15 protein-coding genes are annotated in these 16357 nt (G+C 62.0%); 10 read left to right on the top strand and 5 right to left on the bottom strand.

Annotated elements, in window-relative coordinates:
• Positions 1-21: 21 nt before the first annotated feature.
• The 3 genes from C8K61_RS14455 to C8K61_RS14445 all read right to left on the bottom strand — a co-directional run bounded on the left by C8K61_RS14455 (position 22) and on the right by C8K61_RS14445 (position 2828).
• Complete coding sequence (locus C8K61_RS14455; protein ID WP_108096968.1) at positions 22-1002, bottom strand: TRAP transporter substrate-binding protein; 981 nt, start codon at positions 1000-1002, stop codon at positions 22-24.
• Positions 1003-1052: 50 nt separating this feature from the next.
• Positions 1053-1940 (bottom strand): SMP-30/gluconolactonase/LRE family protein, encoded by an 888-nt coding sequence (locus C8K61_RS14450; protein WP_108096967.1) that lies wholly within the window; start codon positions 1938-1940, stop codon positions 1053-1055.
• A 63-nt stretch (positions 1941-2003) separates the two neighbouring features.
• Positions 2004-2828, bottom strand: coding sequence for an NAD(P)-dependent oxidoreductase (locus C8K61_RS14445; protein ID WP_108096966.1), 825 nt, complete (start codon positions 2826-2828; stop codon positions 2004-2006).
• A gap of 478 nt (positions 2829-3306) precedes the next feature.
• Between C8K61_RS14445 and kdgD the strand changes: the two genes are divergently transcribed.
• The 10 genes from kdgD (at position 3307) to C8K61_RS14395 (ending at position 14608) form a co-directional block, all read left to right on the top strand.
• Entirely contained in the window at positions 3307-4218 is a 912-nt protein-coding gene (gene kdgD, locus C8K61_RS14440; protein ID WP_108096965.1) for a 5-dehydro-4-deoxyglucarate dehydratase, read from the top strand.
• 86 nt (positions 4219-4304) lie between these two features.
• On the top strand, positions 4305-5753 hold the full coding sequence (locus tag C8K61_RS14435) for an aldehyde dehydrogenase family protein (RefSeq protein ID WP_108096964.1): 1449 nt from the start codon (positions 4305-4307) through the stop codon (positions 5751-5753).
• Positions 5754-5848: 95 nt separating this feature from the next.
• On the top strand, positions 5849-7204 hold the full coding sequence (gene gudD, locus C8K61_RS14430) for a glucarate dehydratase (protein WP_108096963.1): 1356 nt from the start codon (positions 5849-5851) through the stop codon (positions 7202-7204).
• 53 nt (positions 7205-7257) lie between these two features.
• The gene (locus C8K61_RS14425; protein WP_108096962.1) at positions 7258-8607 is read left to right on the top strand and encodes an MFS transporter; all 1350 of its coding nucleotides are present in this window, start codon (positions 7258-7260) and stop codon (positions 8605-8607) included.
• Positions 8608-8619: 12 nt separating this feature from the next.
• Positions 8620-10173 (top strand): galactarate dehydratase, encoded by a 1554-nt coding sequence (garD, locus tag C8K61_RS14420; RefSeq protein ID WP_108096961.1) that lies wholly within the window; start codon positions 8620-8622, stop codon positions 10171-10173.
• Positions 10174-10271: 98 nt separating this feature from the next.
• A complete protein-coding gene (locus tag C8K61_RS14415; protein ID WP_108096960.1) occupies positions 10272-11210 on the top strand; it encodes a 2-hydroxyacid dehydrogenase in 939 nt (312 codons plus the stop codon).
• 284 nt (positions 11211-11494) lie between these two features.
• Entirely contained in the window at positions 11495-12736 is a 1242-nt protein-coding gene (locus tag C8K61_RS14410; RefSeq protein ID WP_108096959.1) for an RNA polymerase sigma factor, read from the top strand.
• A gap of 102 nt (positions 12737-12838) precedes the next feature.
• On the top strand, positions 12839-13183 hold the full coding sequence (locus C8K61_RS14405; RefSeq protein WP_108096958.1) for a YciI family protein: 345 nt from the start codon (positions 12839-12841) through the stop codon (positions 13181-13183).
• 29 nt (positions 13184-13212) lie between these two features.
• Entirely contained in the window at positions 13213-13986 is a 774-nt protein-coding gene (locus C8K61_RS14400) for a DUF899 domain-containing protein (protein ID WP_108096957.1), read from the top strand.
• 91 nt (positions 13987-14077) lie between these two features.
• Positions 14078-14608 (top strand): SRPBCC family protein, encoded by a 531-nt coding sequence (locus C8K61_RS14395; protein WP_108096956.1) that lies wholly within the window; start codon positions 14078-14080, stop codon positions 14606-14608.
• Positions 14609-14611: 3 nt separating this feature from the next.
• On the opposite strand, the gene C8K61_RS14390 is transcribed toward C8K61_RS14395, so the two are convergent.
• Both C8K61_RS14390 and C8K61_RS14385 read right to left on the bottom strand, forming a co-directional pair.
• Positions 14612-15967: a GGDEF domain-containing protein gene (locus C8K61_RS14390; RefSeq protein ID WP_108097268.1), complete on the bottom strand. Its 1356-nt coding sequence runs from the start codon at positions 15965-15967 to the stop codon at positions 14612-14614.
• A gap of 183 nt (positions 15968-16150) precedes the next feature.
• Positions 16151-16357 (bottom strand): OprD family outer membrane porin (locus tag C8K61_RS14385; RefSeq protein WP_146174292.1); only part of this gene is annotated, 207 nt, incomplete at its 5' end.

Raw genomic sequence — 16357 nt, 5'->3', positions numbered from 1 at the left:
CGAGCACGCGGATGTACGAGCTTACTGAACGGCTTCGATACGCTTGATCAGTTCAGCGTAAGGGGCGCCGTACTGAGCACGAACTGGCGCAGTCGCATCGACGAACTCTTTGCGCTGGGCATCGGTCAGGGTGATGAATTCCACGCCCGCCGCTTTCAGTTTGGCTTCGCTGCTGGCGGATTTTTCATCCCACAGTTTGCGTTCTTCGAACTGTGCTTCGCGGGCCAGTTTTTTCACCAGCGTTTGCTGCTCGGGGGTGAGTTTTTCCCAGGTGGTTTTCGACATCACCACCGGTTCCGGCAGAATCAGGTGGCCGGTCAGGGTGTAGAACTTGGCGTTCTGGTAGTGGTTGTGTTCGAGCATGGTCGGCGGGTTGTTTTCCGCGCCGTCGATCACCCCGGTTTGCAGGGCGCTGAAGATTTCGCCGGTGGCCATGGCAATACCGTTACCGCCCATGGCGTTGATGGTGTCGATAAACAGTGGGTTGCCTTGTACGCGAATCTTCATGCCCTTGAGGTCGGCCATCTGGCGCACCGGCTTCTTGGTATAGAGGTTGCGCACGCCGCCATCCATCCAGGCCAGGGCCACCAGGTTGAAGTCGGAGTTGGTGATTTTGTCGAGAATCTCCTGACCGATCGGGCCGTCGATCACGTCACGCATATGCTGGTTGTCACGGAAGATGAACGGCATGTTGAACACGTTCACGTCCGGCACCACCGGGCCGACGATGCCCAGGCTCACGCGGGTCATCTGGATGGCGCCGAGCTGCACCTGCTCGACCACTTCCTTTTCCGAACCGAGCACGCCACCGGCGAACATCTTGAAGGTGATTTCGCCTTTGGATTGCTCTTCCAGCTTCTTGCCCATGGCTTGTTCGGCCACGACCGGCGGGTAGCCAGTGGGGTGTACTTCGGCGAACTTGATATTCAACGCATGGGCACTGCTCGACAGGCAGAACACCAGGGGCAGGGCGGCGGTGAGAAGGGTGCGTTTGAAGTTCATGGTTAAAGCTCCGTTTTGTTTTTGTTTGAGGGTGGCTTGGGTAAGGCTTTTCAGGACGCGAACAACGGTTCCTCCAGACCCTTTACTCCCGGCTGCAAGGCGAACACACCGCCGGCCAATGGCTGGTCGCTGAGGTCGCCGCCGGGGCGGATCGAGGTGACGAACAGGGTGTCCAGCCCGGCGCCGCCGAAGGCGCACATGGCCGGCTTTTTCACCGGTACAGCGAGGGAGCGGTCCAGCCGGCCCTCGGGGGTGAAACGGTGCACCAGGCCGGCGTCGTTGCCGCAGATCCAGTAGCAGCCATCGGCGTCTACGGCGGCGCCGTCGGGGCGGCCCAGGTGGAGGTTCATGTCAACGAACAGCCGGCGGTTGTGCGGCGTGCCGGTGTCGGTGTCGTAATCGAAGGCCCAGATCTTTTGCACGCTGGGGTGCGAGTCGGACAAATACATCGTGCGGCCATCCGGGCTGAAGCCCAGGCCGTTGGGCACGATGAAATCGCTCAGTTGCGCGCTTAGCGGTTCAGCTTGGCCAGCGCTGTAGCGGTACAGCGCGCCGACCGGCGAACCCGCAGCCATATCGAGGAACATGGTGCCGGCCCAGAAACGGCCCTGGCGGTCGCAGCGGCCGTCGTTGAAACGCATGTCGGGGTGCGCGTGTTTGACTGGCGCCAGGCGGCTGCTGGCGAGGCTGCCATCGTCATTGGCATTGAGGCGGAACAGGCCGCTCTGCATCCCGGCAATCCAGCTGCCATCGGCATGCCGGGCGATGCAGGCGAGCATTTCTGGCGCCTGCCAGCTGTGGCTCTGGCCATCACTGGCGCGCCAGCGGTGCAGGCGCTGGGCGGGGATATCGACCCAGTACAACGCCTGTTCAGCCACGCTCCACACCGGGCTTTCACCGGTGGCGTTGCGGGCGTCGACAATCAGTTCAGCATCCATGGCAGCGCAGTTCTCTGTGTTGTTTTTATCAGAAGAGCGACAGCGGTACGGCAGTAAACAGGCTCAGTCGCCGAACGGCCCGGCGGCCACAAATGCGCCGCCCTGGTAGACCATCGCCGGGTCATCGGCGGCCGGCATCGGCTGCGCTTCGACCTTGGCGCGGAACACTTCCGAGCTGTCTTGCGGCGCGTAGCCAAGGTGGCAGGCGAGGCGGTTATCCCACCACTGTGTGGCGTTCGCCGACGCTCCGTAGACCACGGTGTGGCCGACGTTGGGGGTATAGAGGGAACGCTCGAGCAATTGCGTGAGGTCGGCGAAGCTCAGCCAGGTGTGCATCATTCGGCGATTCTGCGGCTCGGGGAACGAGGAGCCGATGCGGATGCTCACGGTCTCGATGCCGTAGCGGTCGAAGTAGAAGCTGGCCATGTCTTCGCCGTAACTCTTGGACAGCCCGTAGTAGCCATCCGGACGGCGAGGGGAGGCGGCGTCGAGCTTCTCGTCTTGCTTATAGAAGCCGATCACATGGTTGGAGCTGGCGAAGATCACGCGCTTTACGCCATGGCGGCGCGCGGCTTCATAGATGTGGAACACGCCGCAGATATTGGCGCCGAGGATCTCCTCGAACGGGCGCTCTACCGATACGCCGCCGAAATGCAGGATGGCGTCGACGCCTTCGACCAGCTGGTGTACGGCCTGTTTGTCGGAGAGATCGCAGACCTGCACTTCTTCATGGGCGCCGGCAGCGGGCGCCATTTCGGCGATGTCGGAAAGGCGCAGCACCTTGGCGTAAGGGCGCAGGGTTTCGCGCAGCACTTTACCCAGGCCGCCAGCGGCACCGGTAAGCAAAAGGCGATTGAACGGAGTGGGGGCGTTAGGGGTACTGGTCATGACTGGGCCCTGAATTTCTTGTGTTTGTTTTTATGGGTTCGATCAATGCCGATCAACAATGCGCGATAGCGGTGCGCTGTTATCGGTTGTCGTATGACTTGGCTGGATTATCAACAGCCCCCGCAAACTTTGTCAACGCGACTTAGGTAGAAAATTCGTGTGCGCCGTTGCTGGCTAAACTGCGCCAACCGTGGCCTTGGAGCGCGGTGTAGCGCGCTGTCCGCTAAGCAGGGAAGCATCTAGCGCGGCGCTTTACTGAAAGAAGCGGCTGTTCGAAAAGGCCAGAACGACGGGGGCCGGCAGGATCACTACGCCTATAGTCGTAGACGACCGGCTGCGAAAAGGGGATGACAGTCTTGATGGTTGTACGATAACGTAACTCTGCGTTTGCGATTGAACCCAGCGCCTTTTCTTCGGCAGTAGGGCAATCGGTCTGCCACGCCTTAATCCACTACGCGCTTTACAGGGTGTTCGAATAATGAATCCACAAGAACTGAAGTCCATCCTCTCTTCCGGCCTGCTGTCTTTCCCTGTGACTGACTTCGACGCAGCCGGTGATTTCAATCCCGAATCCTATATCCGTCGCCTGGAATGGCTGGGGCCATACGGTGCGTCGGCATTGTTCGCCGCCGGTGGCACAGGCGAATTTTTCTCGCTGACCAACCGCGAATACTCCTCGGTGATCAAGACGGCCGTGGACACCTGCGACGGCGGCGTGCCAATTCTCGCCGGCGTTGGTGGCCCAACCCGCCAGGCCATCGAAATGGCCCAGGAAGCCGAGCGCCTGGGCGCCAAAGGTTTGCTCCTGCTGCCGCACTACCTGACCGAAGCCAGCCAGGAAGGCGTGGCCCTGCACGTTGAACAAGTGTGCAAGTCGGTAAAGATCGGCGTGGTGGTCTACAACCGTAACGTCTGCCGCCTGACCCCAGTGCTGCTGGAGCAACTGGCCGAGCGCTGCCCGAACCTGATCGGCTACAAAGACGGCCTGGGCGATATCGAACTGATGGTGTCGATCCGTCGCCGCCTGGGTGATCGCTTCAGCTACCTCGGCGGCCTGCCGACCGCTGAAGTTTACGCTGCTGCTTACAAGGCCCTGGGCGTCCCGGTTTACTCCTCGGCGGTGTTCAACTTCATCCCGAAAACCGCGATGGACTTCTACCACGCGATTGCCCGTGACGATCACGCCACCGTCGGCAAGATCATCGATGACTTCTTCCTGCCGTACCTGGACATTCGCAACAAGCGCGCCGGTTATGCCGTGAGCATCGTCAAGGCCGGGGCCAAAATCGCCGGTTACGACGCAGGCCCGGTGCGTGCACCGCTGACCGACCTGACTGCCGCCGAGTACGAACAACTCGCCGCGCTGATTCACGCCCAAGGCCCTCAATAAAGAGGGTCTGCAATAACGCGCGCGACCCGCTAGCAAACCAGCCGCTGAAACCAGCGGCTGTGGTTTCTTTTTCAGGAGGCTTTTCCGTGGCCAACAGCGAACAAAAGCGTTTCGACAACTACATCGGCGGCGAATGGGTTGCCGGTGCCAGCTACTCGAACAACGTCAACCCGTCCGACCTTGCCGATGTGATTGGTGAATACGCCCAGGCCGACGTTGCCCAGGTCAACCAGGCCATCGACGCCGCCCGCGCCGCGTTCCCGGCCTGGTCCACCTCCGGCATCCAGGCGCGCAGCGATTCCCTGGATAAAGTCGGCAGCGAGATCCTCGCCCGTCGTGAAGAGCTCGGTACCCTGTTGGCCCGTGAAGAGGGCAAGACCCTGCCCGAAGCTATTGGCGAAGTGACCCGCGCCGGCAACATTTTCAAATTCTTCGCTGGCGAATGCTTGCGTCAGGCCGGCGAAGTGCTGGCCTCGGTACGGCCTGGTGTTTCCGTGGAAGTCACCCGCGAGCCGCTGGGCGTGGTCGGCCTGATCACCCCGTGGAACTTCCCCATCGCCATTCCGGCCTGGAAAGTCGCCCCGGCGCTGGCCTACGGCAACTGCGTAGTACTGAAACCGGCTGACCTGGTTCCGGGCTGCGCCTGGGCCATTGCCGAAATCATTTCCCGCGCCGGCTTCCCGGCGGGCGTGTTCAACCTGGTGATGGGCGCTGGCCGTGTGGTCGGTGAAACCATCGTCAATAACACCAAGGTTGATGGCATCAGCTTCACCGGTTCGGTGGGCGTGGGTCGCAATATCGCCACCCAATGTGTCGCCCGTGGCGCCAAGGTGCAGTTGGAGATGGGCGGCAAAAACCCGCAGATCATCCTCGACGACGCCGACTTGAAACTGGCCGTGGAGCTGGCGGTACAAAGCGCCTTCTACTCCACCGGCCAGCGTTGCACCGCCTCCAGCCGTTTGATCGTGACCGCCGGCATTCACGACAAATTCGTCGAGGCGGTCGCCGAGCGGATGAAGTCGATCAAAGTCGGTCACGCCCTTAAAGCCGGTACCGATATCGGCCCGGTGGTTTCCCAAGCCCAACTCGACCAGGACCTGCGCTACATCGGCATCGGTCAGGAAGAGGGTGCCCGTCTGGTGGCTGGCGGTGGTCTGGTGACCTGCGATACCGAAGGCTACTTCCTGGCGCCGACGTTGTTTGCCGACAGCTCTGCCGAGATGCGCATCAGCCGTGAAGAGATTTTCGGTCCGGTGGCCAACGTGGTGAAAGTGGCGGATTACGAAGCAGCACTGGCCATGGCCAACGACACCGAGTTCGGTCTGTCGGCCGGTATCGCCACCACCTCGCTGAAGTACGCCAACCACTTCAAACGTCACGCCCAGGCCGGCATGGTGATGATCAACCTGCCAACCGCCGGGGTGGATTACCACGTGCCGTTTGGTGGCCGTAAAGGTTCGTCCTACGGCTCGCGCGAGCAGGGCCGTTACGCGGCCGAGTTCTACACCACGGTCAAAACCACCTACATCGGCTAACCCCGAACCAGTGGCGAGGAGGGCAGCGCAGGCTGCCCTCCCACTCAGAAAAAAAGCTCAGCCAGTCCCGCATAAAAACAAATAGGGAAACGGTCATGAACACAGCAAGCCACGGGCAGGCGATTGCCAGCGCGCCCGTTATCACCGAGCTGCAAGTGGTACCGGTTGCCGGCCACGACAGCATGCTGCTGAACCTCAGCGGCGCCCACGGTCCGTTCTTTACCCGCAACATCCTCATTCTCAAAGACAGCGCCGGCCACATCGGCGTTGGCGAAGTGCCGGGCGGCGAACGCATTCGTCAGACCCTGGAAGATGCCCGCAGCCTGCTGCTGGGCCAATCCATCGGCAACTTCAATGGCCTGCTCAACCAGGTACGCCAGACCTTCGCCGACCGCGACAGCGGCGGCCGCGGCCTGCAAACCTTCGACCTGCGCATCACCATCCATGCGGTCACCGCGTTGGAGTCGGCACTCCTCGACCTGCTCGGCCAGTTCCTCGGCGTGCCCGTGGCGGCCCTGCTCGGCGAAGGCCAGCAACGTGAGGCGGTGGAGATGCTCGGCTACTTGTTCTATGTCGCCGACCGCAATAAAACCACCCTCGGTTACCGCAACGAAGACGACGCCGACGAGGCCTGGTTCCGCGTGCGCAACCAGACCGCGCTGGACCCCGAAAGCATCGTCCGCCAGGCCGAAGCGGCGCATGCCCGTTACGGCTTCAACGACTTCAAACTCAAAGGCGGCGTGCAAGCCGGTGGCGCCGAAGTGGAAGCGATCCGCGCCTTGGCCGAACGTTTTCCGCAGGCGCGTATCACCCTCGACCCCAATGGCGGTTGGACGCTGAAAGAGGCGGTCAGCCTGTGCCGTGATCTGCATGGCGTGCTGGCGTATGCCGAAGACCCGTGCGGCGCCGAGAACGGTTTTTCCGGTCGTGAAGTGATGGCCGAGTTCCGCCGCGAAACCGGCCTGCTCACCGCTACCAATATGATCGCCACCGACTGGCGGCAGATGGGCCACTGCATCCAATTGCAGTCGGTCGACATTCCGCTGGCCGATCCGCATTTCTGGACCATGCAGGGTTCGGTGCGGGTGGCGCAGATGTGCAACGACTGGGGTTTGACCTGGGGTTCGCACTCCAACAACCACTTCGACATTTCCCTGGCGATGTTCACCCACGTGGCCGCTGCCGCGCCGGGCAAAGTCACCGCCATCGACACCCACTGGATCTGGCAGGACGGCCAGCACCTGACCCGCAACCCGCTGCAGATTGAGGGCGGCTTGGTGCAGGTGCCGAAAACCCCGGGACTGGGTGTGGAGTTGGACTGGGACGCGCTGGCCAAAGCCAACGAGCTGTACCAGGGCATGGGCCTGAACGCCCGCGACGATGCCGTGGCCATGCAGTTCCTGATTCCGAATTGGACCTTCGATAACAAACGACCTTGCCTGGTGCGCTAACGCCCCAAGGTCAAACCTCACCCGCCACAACAACAAAAGTGGGAGCACACAACGTGCAAGAGACAAAACCAACCCGCAAGCGGTACCTGATTCTGCTGATGCTGTTTCTGGTCACCACGATTAACTACGCTGATCGGGCAACCATCGCGATCGCCGGTTCAAGCTTGCAAAAAGACTTGGGTATCGATGCGGTCACCCTCGGTTATGTGTTCTCCGCCTTCGGCTGGGCCTATGTGCTGGGGCAGATTCCCGGTGGTTGGCTGCTTGACCGATTTGGTTCGAAGCGGGTGTATGCCGCCGGCATTTTTGCCTGGTCGTTGTTCACCTTGCTGCAGGGTTTCGTCGGCGGTATGCCAGTGGCCTGGGCTGTGACCACCTTGTTTGTCCTGCGCTTCATGGTCGGCTTTGCCGAAGCGCCGTCGTTCCCCGGCAACGCCCGTATTGTCGCTGCCTGGTTCCCCACCGCCGAGCGCGGCACGGCCTCGGCGATCTTCAACTCGGCGCAGTACTTTGCCACCGCATTGTTCGCGCCGATCATGGGCTGGATCGTATACACCCTGGGCTGGGAACACGTATTTGTGGTCATGGGTGTGTTGGGGATCGTGTTCTCCGGCATCTGGATGAAGACCATCTACAACCCCAAAGAACACCCCACCATCAACAAGGCTGAGCTGGATCACATCGAGCAAAACGGCGGCCTGGTGGACATGGATCAGTCGCGCAAAAGCGATGGCCCGCGCTGGGACTACATTCGCCAGATGCTGACCAATCGCATGCTCCTGGGTGTCTACCTGGGTCAGTACTGCATCAACGCCATCACCTACTTTTTCCTCACCTGGTTCCCGGTGTACCTGGTGCAGGAACGCGGCATGACCATTCTCAAAGCGGGCATCATTGCCTCCCTGCCAGCCATCTGCGGTTTCCTCGGTGGCGTGCTGGGCGGGGTGATCTCCGATTACCTGCTGCGCCGTGGCCACTCGCTGACCTTCGCTCGCAAGCTGCCAATCGTCTGCGGCCTGACGCTCTCGGCGAGCATGGTGCTGTGCAACTATGTGGACGCTGAATGGATGGTCGTGGGCTTCATGACCCTGGCGTTCTTTGGCAAAGGTCTGGGTTCGCTGGGTTGGGCCGTGGTGGCCGACACCTCGCCAAAACAGATTGCTGGCCTCTCCGGCGGCTTGTTCAACACCTTTGGCAACCTGGCTTCGATTACCACGCCAATCGTCATCGGTTACCTGATCAACTCCACTGGTTCGTTTGAATGGGCCCTGGTATTCGTCGGTGCCAACGGTTTGCTGGCGGTGTTCAGCTACCTGGTGATCGTCGGCAAGATTCAGCGTGTTGAACTGAAAGAGCCACCGACCAAAGGCGGCACCGAAGTACTGAGCCCAGCCCACTCCTGAGGAGCGAGTGTCATGCAGTTGATTGAACATTCCGACTCGCCGCGCTACATCCGTTTGCACGAGCTGGATAACGTGGTGATTGTGGTCAACGACCAGGGGGTGCCAGCCGGCACCACCTTCGCCGATGGCCTGACCACCCTCGAGCGGGTGCCGCAGAGCCACAAGATCACCCTCGAAGACATTCCCGAGGGCGGGCGGATCATTCGCTACGGGCAAACCATCGGTTATGCCCTGAAGCCGATCCCCCGTGGCAGCTGGGTCCAGGAAGACCAACTGCGCATGCCCACCGCGCCACCGCTGGACAGCCTGCCGCTGGCTACCGAGATTCCAGAGGCCCAGGCGCCGCTGGAGGGCTTCACCTTCGAGGGTTACCGCAACACCGACGGTACCGTCGGCACGCGCAATATCCTCGGCATCACCACCACCGTGCAGTGCGTTACCGGTGTGCTTGACCACGCGGTAAAACGCATCAAGGACGAGCTGCTGCCCAAGTACCCCCATGTCGATGACGTGGTGGCCCTGACCCACAGCTACGGCTGCGGCGTGGCCATCACCGCCACCGATGCGTACATCCCGATCCGCACCGTGCGCAATCTGGCGCGCAACCCCAACCTGGGTGGGGAAGCGCTGGTCATCAGCCTGGGCTGCGAGAAGCTGCAAGCCGCGCAGGTGATGCACGAGGACGACGCCTCTGTCGATCTCAGCGAACCCTGGTTGTACAAGCTGCAGGATTCCAGCCACGGCTTTACCGAGATGATCGAACAGATTATGGAACTGGCCGAAGTACGCCTGAAAAAACTCGACCAGCGCCGCCGCGAAACCGTGCCGGCCTCCGAGCTGATTCTGGGTATGCAGTGCGGCGGCAGTGACGCTTTTTCCGGCATCACCGCCAACCCGGCGCTGGGTTATGCCAGCGACCTGTTGCTGCGTGCCGGCGCCACTGTGATGTTCTCGGAAGTCACCGAAGTGCGCGACGCCATCTACCTGCTGACCTCCCGGGCGCAGGACAAAAAAGTGGCCGAAGAGCTGGTGCGGGAAATGGACTGGTACGACCGCTACCTGGCCAAGGGCGAAGCGGATCGCAGTGCCAACACCACGCCAGGGAACAAGAAGGGCGGGCTGTCGAATATCGTCGAGAAGTCGCTGGGCTCGATCGTCAAATCCGGCAACAGCGCCATCAATGGCGTGCTCGGCCCTGGCGAGCGGTTTAACCAGAAGGGCCTGATTTTCTGCGCCACCCCGGCCAGTGATTTTGTCTGCGGCACCCTGCAACTGGCCGCCGGCATGAACCTGCATGTGTTCACCACCGGCCGTGGTACACCCTATGGCCTGGCCATGGCGCCGGTGGTGAAAGTGTCGACCCGCACCGAGCTGGCCCAGCGCTGGCCCGACCTCATCGACATCGACGCCGGGCGCATCGCCACCGGCCGGGCGAGCATCGAAGAGCTGGGTTGGGAGCTGTTCCACTTTTACCTGGACGTAGCCAGCGGCAAGAAAAAAACCTGGGCCGAGCACCACAAGCTGCACAACGACATTACCCTGTTCAACCCGGCGCCCATTACCTGAGTGCTGGCTCGCATCAAAAGCATCGCGGCTAAAGCCGCTCCTACGAGAGTCCCGCAGGAGCGGCTTTAGCCGCGATCCCTGCACACACAGGAGTTCCGATGAGCAAGCCCAAGGTTCTACAGGTAGGCCCCCTGACCGAACGCTTCCAGCACAACCTCGCCGAACGCTACGACGTCACTCCGCTGTGGCAGCAACCCGACCCGCACACGTTTCTCAATACCCACGGCGCCGAGTTCGAAATGCTCGCCACCTCGGCACGGTTTGGTTGCTCGCTGGCTCAGCTCAACGCCATGCCCAAGCTCAAAGCCATTTGCAGCTTCGGCGTCGGTTACGACTCGATTGCAGTGGACGCCGCCCGTGACCGCGGCATCGCCATCAGCACTACCCCCGACGTGCTCAACGACTGCGTGGCCGACCTGGCCATGGGCCTGATGATCGACACCTCGCGCAAGCTCGCCGCCTCCGAACGTTTTCTGCGTGCCGGTGGCTGGCTCAAGGGCAACTTCCCCCTGGCCCGTCGGGTTAGCGGCAAGCGCCTGGGCATCGTGGGTCTGGGGCGTATTGGTCTGGCGGTGGTCAAGCGTTCCAGCGGTTTTGACATGGAGGTGCGCTACCACAATCGCTCGCCGGTCAAAGACAGCCCTTACACCTATGCAGCCAGTCTGCTGGAGTTGGCGCGCTGGGCCGATTTCCTCGTGCTGACCTGCCCGGGCGGAGCGGCCACCCACCATATCGTCAACACCGAGGTGCTCGCCGCACTGGGGCCGACCGGCATTGTGATCAACGTCGCCCGTGGTTCGGTGATCGATGAGCAGGCACTGGTGACTGCCTTGCAGAACGGCACCCTGGGCGGCGCCGGGCTGGACGTGTTCGAGGCTGAACCGAAAGTGCCGCAAGCGTTGTTGAGCCTCGATAACGTCATGCTGCTGCCCCATGTTGGCAGTGCCACGGAAGAAACCCGGCTGCAGATGGAAGAGCTGGTACTGGCCAACCTGCAGGCCTTTGTCGAACGTGGGCAGTTGCTGACCCCGCTGTGAGTTCGCGGGCTCGCCCGCAAACCGCGCCCAAGCCACAAGCCTGAGCGCGTTTCCCCCCTAGAGTTGTCTGCTACACCCCAAGGTGCGCCACGAGCGCACCTTTTTTATGGGCGCGAAAAGATCAAAAACATCGCGGCTAAAGCCCCTCCCACAAGAAACCTCATTCAACTGTGGGAGGGGCTTCAGCCGCGAGCTCTTGATCTGTGTGGCAGCACGACAAAAGCCTGGACGAGGCGCTGCCAGGGGTAAAGAATCCGTGCAAACAAAAACACGGACGTCCCGCGATGAGCACAGATTCCTCTGCCATTCGCCAAACCCTGGCCACCCTCTACCGCGACGAATCCCGCCGGGTGCTGGCCACCCTGATCCGCTTGCTCGGCGATTTCGACCTGGCCGAGGAAGCCCTGCACGAGGCCTTCCGGGTCGCCATGGAGCAATGGCCGCGCGACGGCATGCCGGCCAACCCGCGAGCCTGGCTGGTGTCCGCGGGGCGCTTCAAAGCCATCGACAACCTGCGCCGCCAGGCGCGCTTCGACTCCCTGGAACACCACGCCGAACAGCTGGCAGCCCTGACCAGCGCTGAGCGCGACGACGACAGCGTCGAAGACGACCGCCTGCGTCTGATCTTCACCTGCTGCCACCCGGCCCTCGGCGCCGATGCCCAGGTGGCACTGACCCTGCGCGAGATCTGCGACCTCAGCACCGAAGACATTGCTCGCGCCTTCCTCACCACGCCCAGCACCGTGGCCCAGCGAATCGTGCGGGCCAAGAACAAGATCCGCGATGCTGGCATCCCCTATGAGGTGCCGAGCCGCAGCGAACTGCCGGAGCGCCTGGAGGCGGTGCTGCGGGTGGTCTACCTGGTGTTCAACGAAGGTTATTTCGCCAGCTCGGGTGACTCCCTGACCCGCAGCCATCTGTCCAGTGAAGCGATCCGTCTCGGCCGGCTGCTCCTGGAGCTGCTGCCGGAGGCCGAAGTGATGGGCCTGCTGGCGCTGATGCTATTGAACGAATCACGCCGCCCGGCACGGCTGTCGGCCAGCGGTGAGCCGGTACGCTTGAGCGATCAGGACCGCTCGCTGTGGCTGCGCGAGTTGATCAGCGAGGGTGACGAGCTGGTGCTGCAGGCGCTGCGCTCCCGGCAGTTTGGCGTCTATACCTTGCAGGCGGCGATTGCTGCGGTGCATGCCGAGGCCGCGCACAGCGATGCCACCGACTGGGAGCAGATTGTCGGCCTGTATGGCGCTTTGATGCAGGCCGCGCCTTCACCCGTGGTGGCGCTCAACCGGGCGGTGGCATTAGCCATGGTCGAGGGTCCGCAGGTGGCATTGGAGTTGGTGCAGGCCCTGGCCAGTGACGAACTGGCGGACTACCACCTGGCCCATGCGGCGCAGGCCGATCTGCACCGCCGCCTGGGCCAGAAACCTGCGGCGATAGCGGCCTATCAACGGGCGCTGGCTTTGGCCCAGCAGGGGCCTGATCGGCAGTTTCTCGAAGGCTGCCTGGGTGAACTGAACCGGCAGTAGGCGACCGCCTGTCGCCACCTGAATTATTTTTTCTGCCGGTGTCGATTGCCGCGCCGGTCATTCGACTATTGAGCAACTAGCCCCCTGAACTGGAGCGCCGCGATGAAATACCTCTGCCTGGTCTACAGCAACGAACACGACCTGCACAGCCAGCCCGACAGCCCCAAGGACGAAGAGTGCTTCGCCTATGCCCAGGCCGTGCAGGACAGCGGCCGCATGCTCGCCGCCGAAGCGCTGCACCCGGTGGAGACCGCCACCACCGTGCGCATGCGCGGCGGCAAGCTGTCGATAACCGATGGCCCGTTCGCCGAAACCAAGGAGCAACTGGCCGGCTTCTACCTGATCGAGGCCCGTGACCTCAACGAAGCCATCCAGATTGGCGGCAAGATTCCCGCCGCCCGGGTGGGCTGCGTCGAGGTGCGGCCGGTACGTGAGTTGGACGTTTAAGCGAGTCACCTGCAAACGGAGGAAACGCGATGAACCGCACACCCGAGATCGTCAGCCCTGAACACTGGCTCGAAGCCCGCAAAGCCCTGCTGAAACGGGAAAAAGCCTTTACCACCTTGCGGGACCAACTCAACGAAGAACGCCGCCGCCTGCCGATGGTGGCGGTGACTGCGGATTACCGCTTCGACGGCCCGCAGGGCGAGGTCAGCCTGCTGGAACTGTTCGCCGGCTGCAGCCAGTTGCTGGTCTACCACTACATGTTCCACCGCGACACCGGCGTGGGCTGCCCCGGCTGCTCCTTTGTGGTCGACAACATCGGCCACCAGGCCCATATGCAGGCCCGTGATACCCGCCTGGTGCTGGTGTCGCGCGCGCCGTTGGCCGAGATCGAGCCGTTCAAACAGCGTATGGGCTGGACGCTGCCGTGGTACTCCTCGTTCAACAGCCGCTTCAACTACGACTACCACGTGACCCTCGACCCGAGTGTGGCGCCGGTGCAATACAACTTCCGCGACCAGGCCGAGCTGCAGCGCCTGGGTCTGGACCACCACCTGAGTGGCGAGCAGCCGGGCGTCAGTGTGTTTCTGCGCGACGGCGAGCAGGTGTTTCACACCTATTCCACCTATGGCCGTGGCCTCGACCTGCTCGATGGCACCAATAACTGGCTGGACCTTACCCCCTTCGGCCGCCGCGAAGGTTGGGGCGGCATGCCTGATCTGCACGGTGCCGGCAAGTTCTGGTGGAAGCTGCACGACCAGTATGAGCACGCCAGCAGCTCCGCCCCCAGCTGCTGCAAGGAATGAGCACAAGCGCATGCGCGCACTACCCGGCACCTGCCATCAGCGGGTTACCTACTTGAACGAGACGACCTGAACCATGACCCGGAGAACCTCCATGTTGAGTTTTATCGTGATTGCCGTGCTGGTTGTGGTAGCGGTGTTGCTGTTGGTGGTGTCCCGCCAGTCGGACAGCTTCCACGTCGAACGCTCACGCACTATTGCCGCGCCGATGGCGGAAGTGTTTGCCCAGGTCAATGACTTCCACCTGTGGCAGGAGTGGTCGCCCTGGGCCAAGCTCGACCCGGCCATGCAGGTGACCTACAGCGGCCCGAATAGCGGGGTGGGCGCGGTACAGAGCTGGGTCGGCAACAATCAGGTGGGGCAGGGCAGTTCGACCATTGTCGAAAGCCGGCCGAATGAACTGATCCGCATGAAACTGCAGTTTCTCAAACCGTTCCAGGCCAACAACGACGTGGCCTTCACCTTCGTACCCGAAGGCGACAAGGTGCGCGTGACCTGGGCCATGAGCGGGCCGAAGAACTTTCTGGTGAAGGCCATGCACATGGTCATGGACGTCGACAAAATGTGCGGCCAGGCATTTGAGCAAGGCTTGGCGCAATTGGAAGTGCAGGCGCAGCGCCCCTGAACGTCAGCTATGGGGGTGGTAAGCCACGCGGTTACCACCCTGGTTCTTGGCGTGATACATCGAACTGTCCGCCTGCTTGAGCAACTGCATAGGCGCATCGCCGTGTTCGGGGTAGAAGGCCATGCCGATGCTCGGCAGGATCTGCACCTGCACGCCGCCCAACTCCATGGGTTGGCTCAAGGTGGCGAGAATTTTCTGCGCAACCCCCAGCGCATGTTCCGGCAGGTCGACGTTTTCCAGCAGCAGCACGAACTCATCGCCGCCAAAGCGCGCCACGGTATCGACCTCGCGCACGCAGGCCTTCAGCCGCGCCGCCACTGCTTGCAGCAACAGATCGCCGGTGGCATGGCCATGCTGGTCGTTGATCGCCTTGAATTTATCCAGATCCAGGTACAGCAGGGCCACTTGGCCATACTCGCGGCGGGCACGGGCTAGGGCAGTGTGCAGACGGTCATGCAGCAGGGCACGGTTGGGCAGTCCGGTGAGCTGATCATGCTGGGCAATGTGCAGCAGGGTTGCCGTGAATTGTTTGCGTTCGATGGCGGCCGCGATCTGAGTGGAGACGAACTGCAGCAGTTCCTGATCTTTGTCGGTGTACGGCGAGCTGCCGGCATAACGCTTCAATACCAGGGTGCCGATGATGCTCTGGTGCGACTGCAACGGCACCCCCAGCCAGCACTGCTGGCCGTCGCTGCCGAGCAGACGGTGCAGACGCTTGGGCAGCCAGGGTTGGGTTTGCCGGGTCAGCAATAGCGGATGGCCGCTGCGCAGGATCTCCTGATTGAACAGGCTGATATCGGTTTTGGTGTGTGCCTGCGGTTGTTCGTCCACGTGGTAGGCAAATGTCAGCTCGCCGTCCGGCTCATCGCGCAGGCTGACGGAAAAGTTCAGTGCCGGCAGCAGGGCGACAATGATCTGGTGGATGCGCTCAAACAGGGTCGACAGGCTTTCCGCGGTGTGCGCGGCTTCAGAAATTGCATAGAGCGCGGCCTGCATCGACTCGGCCTGTTTGCGCGCGCTGATATCGCGTGCCACCGCCACCCGCAATTGATCGGCGGGTGACCAGCGTGCCGACCACATGATGTGCACCTCTTGACCGTCTTTGCGCAGGTAGCGGTTCTCGAAGTGCAGCTTGGGGTCGCCGGCCATGATTTCGCTGGCGGCCTTCAGGGTTCGTTCGCGGTCATCGGGGTGGACCAGATCGAGCATTTGGCGGCCAACGATCTCATCCGGCGTATAGCCGAAAATCTGCTCGAAGGCGGCACTGACATAGACAAAATGGCCTGCCCTGTCGACCACGCACACGGCGTCGAGCATCAGGTCGATAAAGCTGGGCGAAGGAGCGTGGCGACTGGGCATGGTGCTCAGCATAATGCCTGGAATACGGGGTTGCCATGTTCGCTGAAGGCTATTTGCTAGTACGCGGCCTTTGCGCCCTGTGCGGTGAAGGACCGGGCCCGCCTGGGCGGATAAAAAAAGCCCGTCACAAGGACGGGCTAACTGTGTTTCCACACGAGGAGTCAAGCGTCGAGCGGTACCGCGTTACAACAGAGAAATCGGGTAGCTGATGAACAGGCGGTTTTCGTCGAACTCGTTGGTGCTGTAGTCGCGACGGATGCTTGCGTTACGCCATTTCAGGTTGAGGTTCTTGAATGTGCCGCTCTGCACGGTGTAGGCCAGCTCGGACTCGCGCCCCCACTCCTTGCCATCGGTGATGGTGCCGGTGTGCACGTTGTCACCGCTGATGTA

It is taken from the genome of Pseudomonas sp. GV071 (genome assembly GCF_003050835.1).
Taxonomy (GTDB): domain Bacteria; phylum Pseudomonadota; class Gammaproteobacteria; order Pseudomonadales; family Pseudomonadaceae; genus Aquipseudomonas.
This window is presented reverse-complemented; position numbering and strand designations above follow the sequence as displayed.

Bases quoted from the DNA above. Each gene is read 5' to 3' on its own strand.
- garD (WP_108096961.1), top strand. From the start codon at position 8,620: ATGCAGTTGATTGAACATTCCGACTCGCCGCGCTACATCCGTTTGCAC.
- C8K61_RS14395 (WP_108096956.1), top strand. From the start codon at position 14,078: ATGTTGAGTTTTATCGTGATTGCCGTGCTGGTTGTGGTAGCGGTGTTG.
- C8K61_RS14455 (WP_108096968.1), bottom strand. From the start codon at position 1,002: ATGAACTTCAAACGCACCCTTCTCACCGCCGCCCTGCCCCTGGTGTTC.
- C8K61_RS14390 (WP_108097268.1), bottom strand. From the start codon at position 15,967: ATGCCCAGTCGCCACGCTCCTTCGCCCAGCTTTATCGACCTGATGCTC.
- C8K61_RS14415 (WP_108096960.1), top strand. From the start codon at position 10,272: ATGAGCAAGCCCAAGGTTCTACAGGTAGGCCCCCTGACCGAACGCTTC.
- C8K61_RS14405 (WP_108096958.1), top strand. From the start codon at position 12,839: ATGAAATACCTCTGCCTGGTCTACAGCAACGAACACGACCTGCACAGC.
- C8K61_RS14410 (WP_108096959.1), top strand. From the start codon at position 11,495: ATGAGCACAGATTCCTCTGCCATTCGCCAAACCCTGGCCACCCTCTAC.
- C8K61_RS14400 (WP_108096957.1), top strand. From the start codon at position 13,213: ATGAACCGCACACCCGAGATCGTCAGCCCTGAACACTGGCTCGAAGCC.
- kdgD (WP_108096965.1), top strand. From the start codon at position 3,307: ATGAATCCACAAGAACTGAAGTCCATCCTCTCTTCCGGCCTGCTGTCT.
- C8K61_RS14445 (WP_108096966.1), bottom strand. From the start codon at position 2,828: ATGACCAGTACCCCTAACGCCCCCACTCCGTTCAATCGCCTTTTGCTT.
- C8K61_RS14450 (WP_108096967.1), bottom strand. From the start codon at position 1,940: ATGGATGCTGAACTGATTGTCGACGCCCGCAACGCCACCGGTGAAAGC.
- gudD (WP_108096963.1), top strand. From the start codon at position 5,849: ATGAACACAGCAAGCCACGGGCAGGCGATTGCCAGCGCGCCCGTTATC.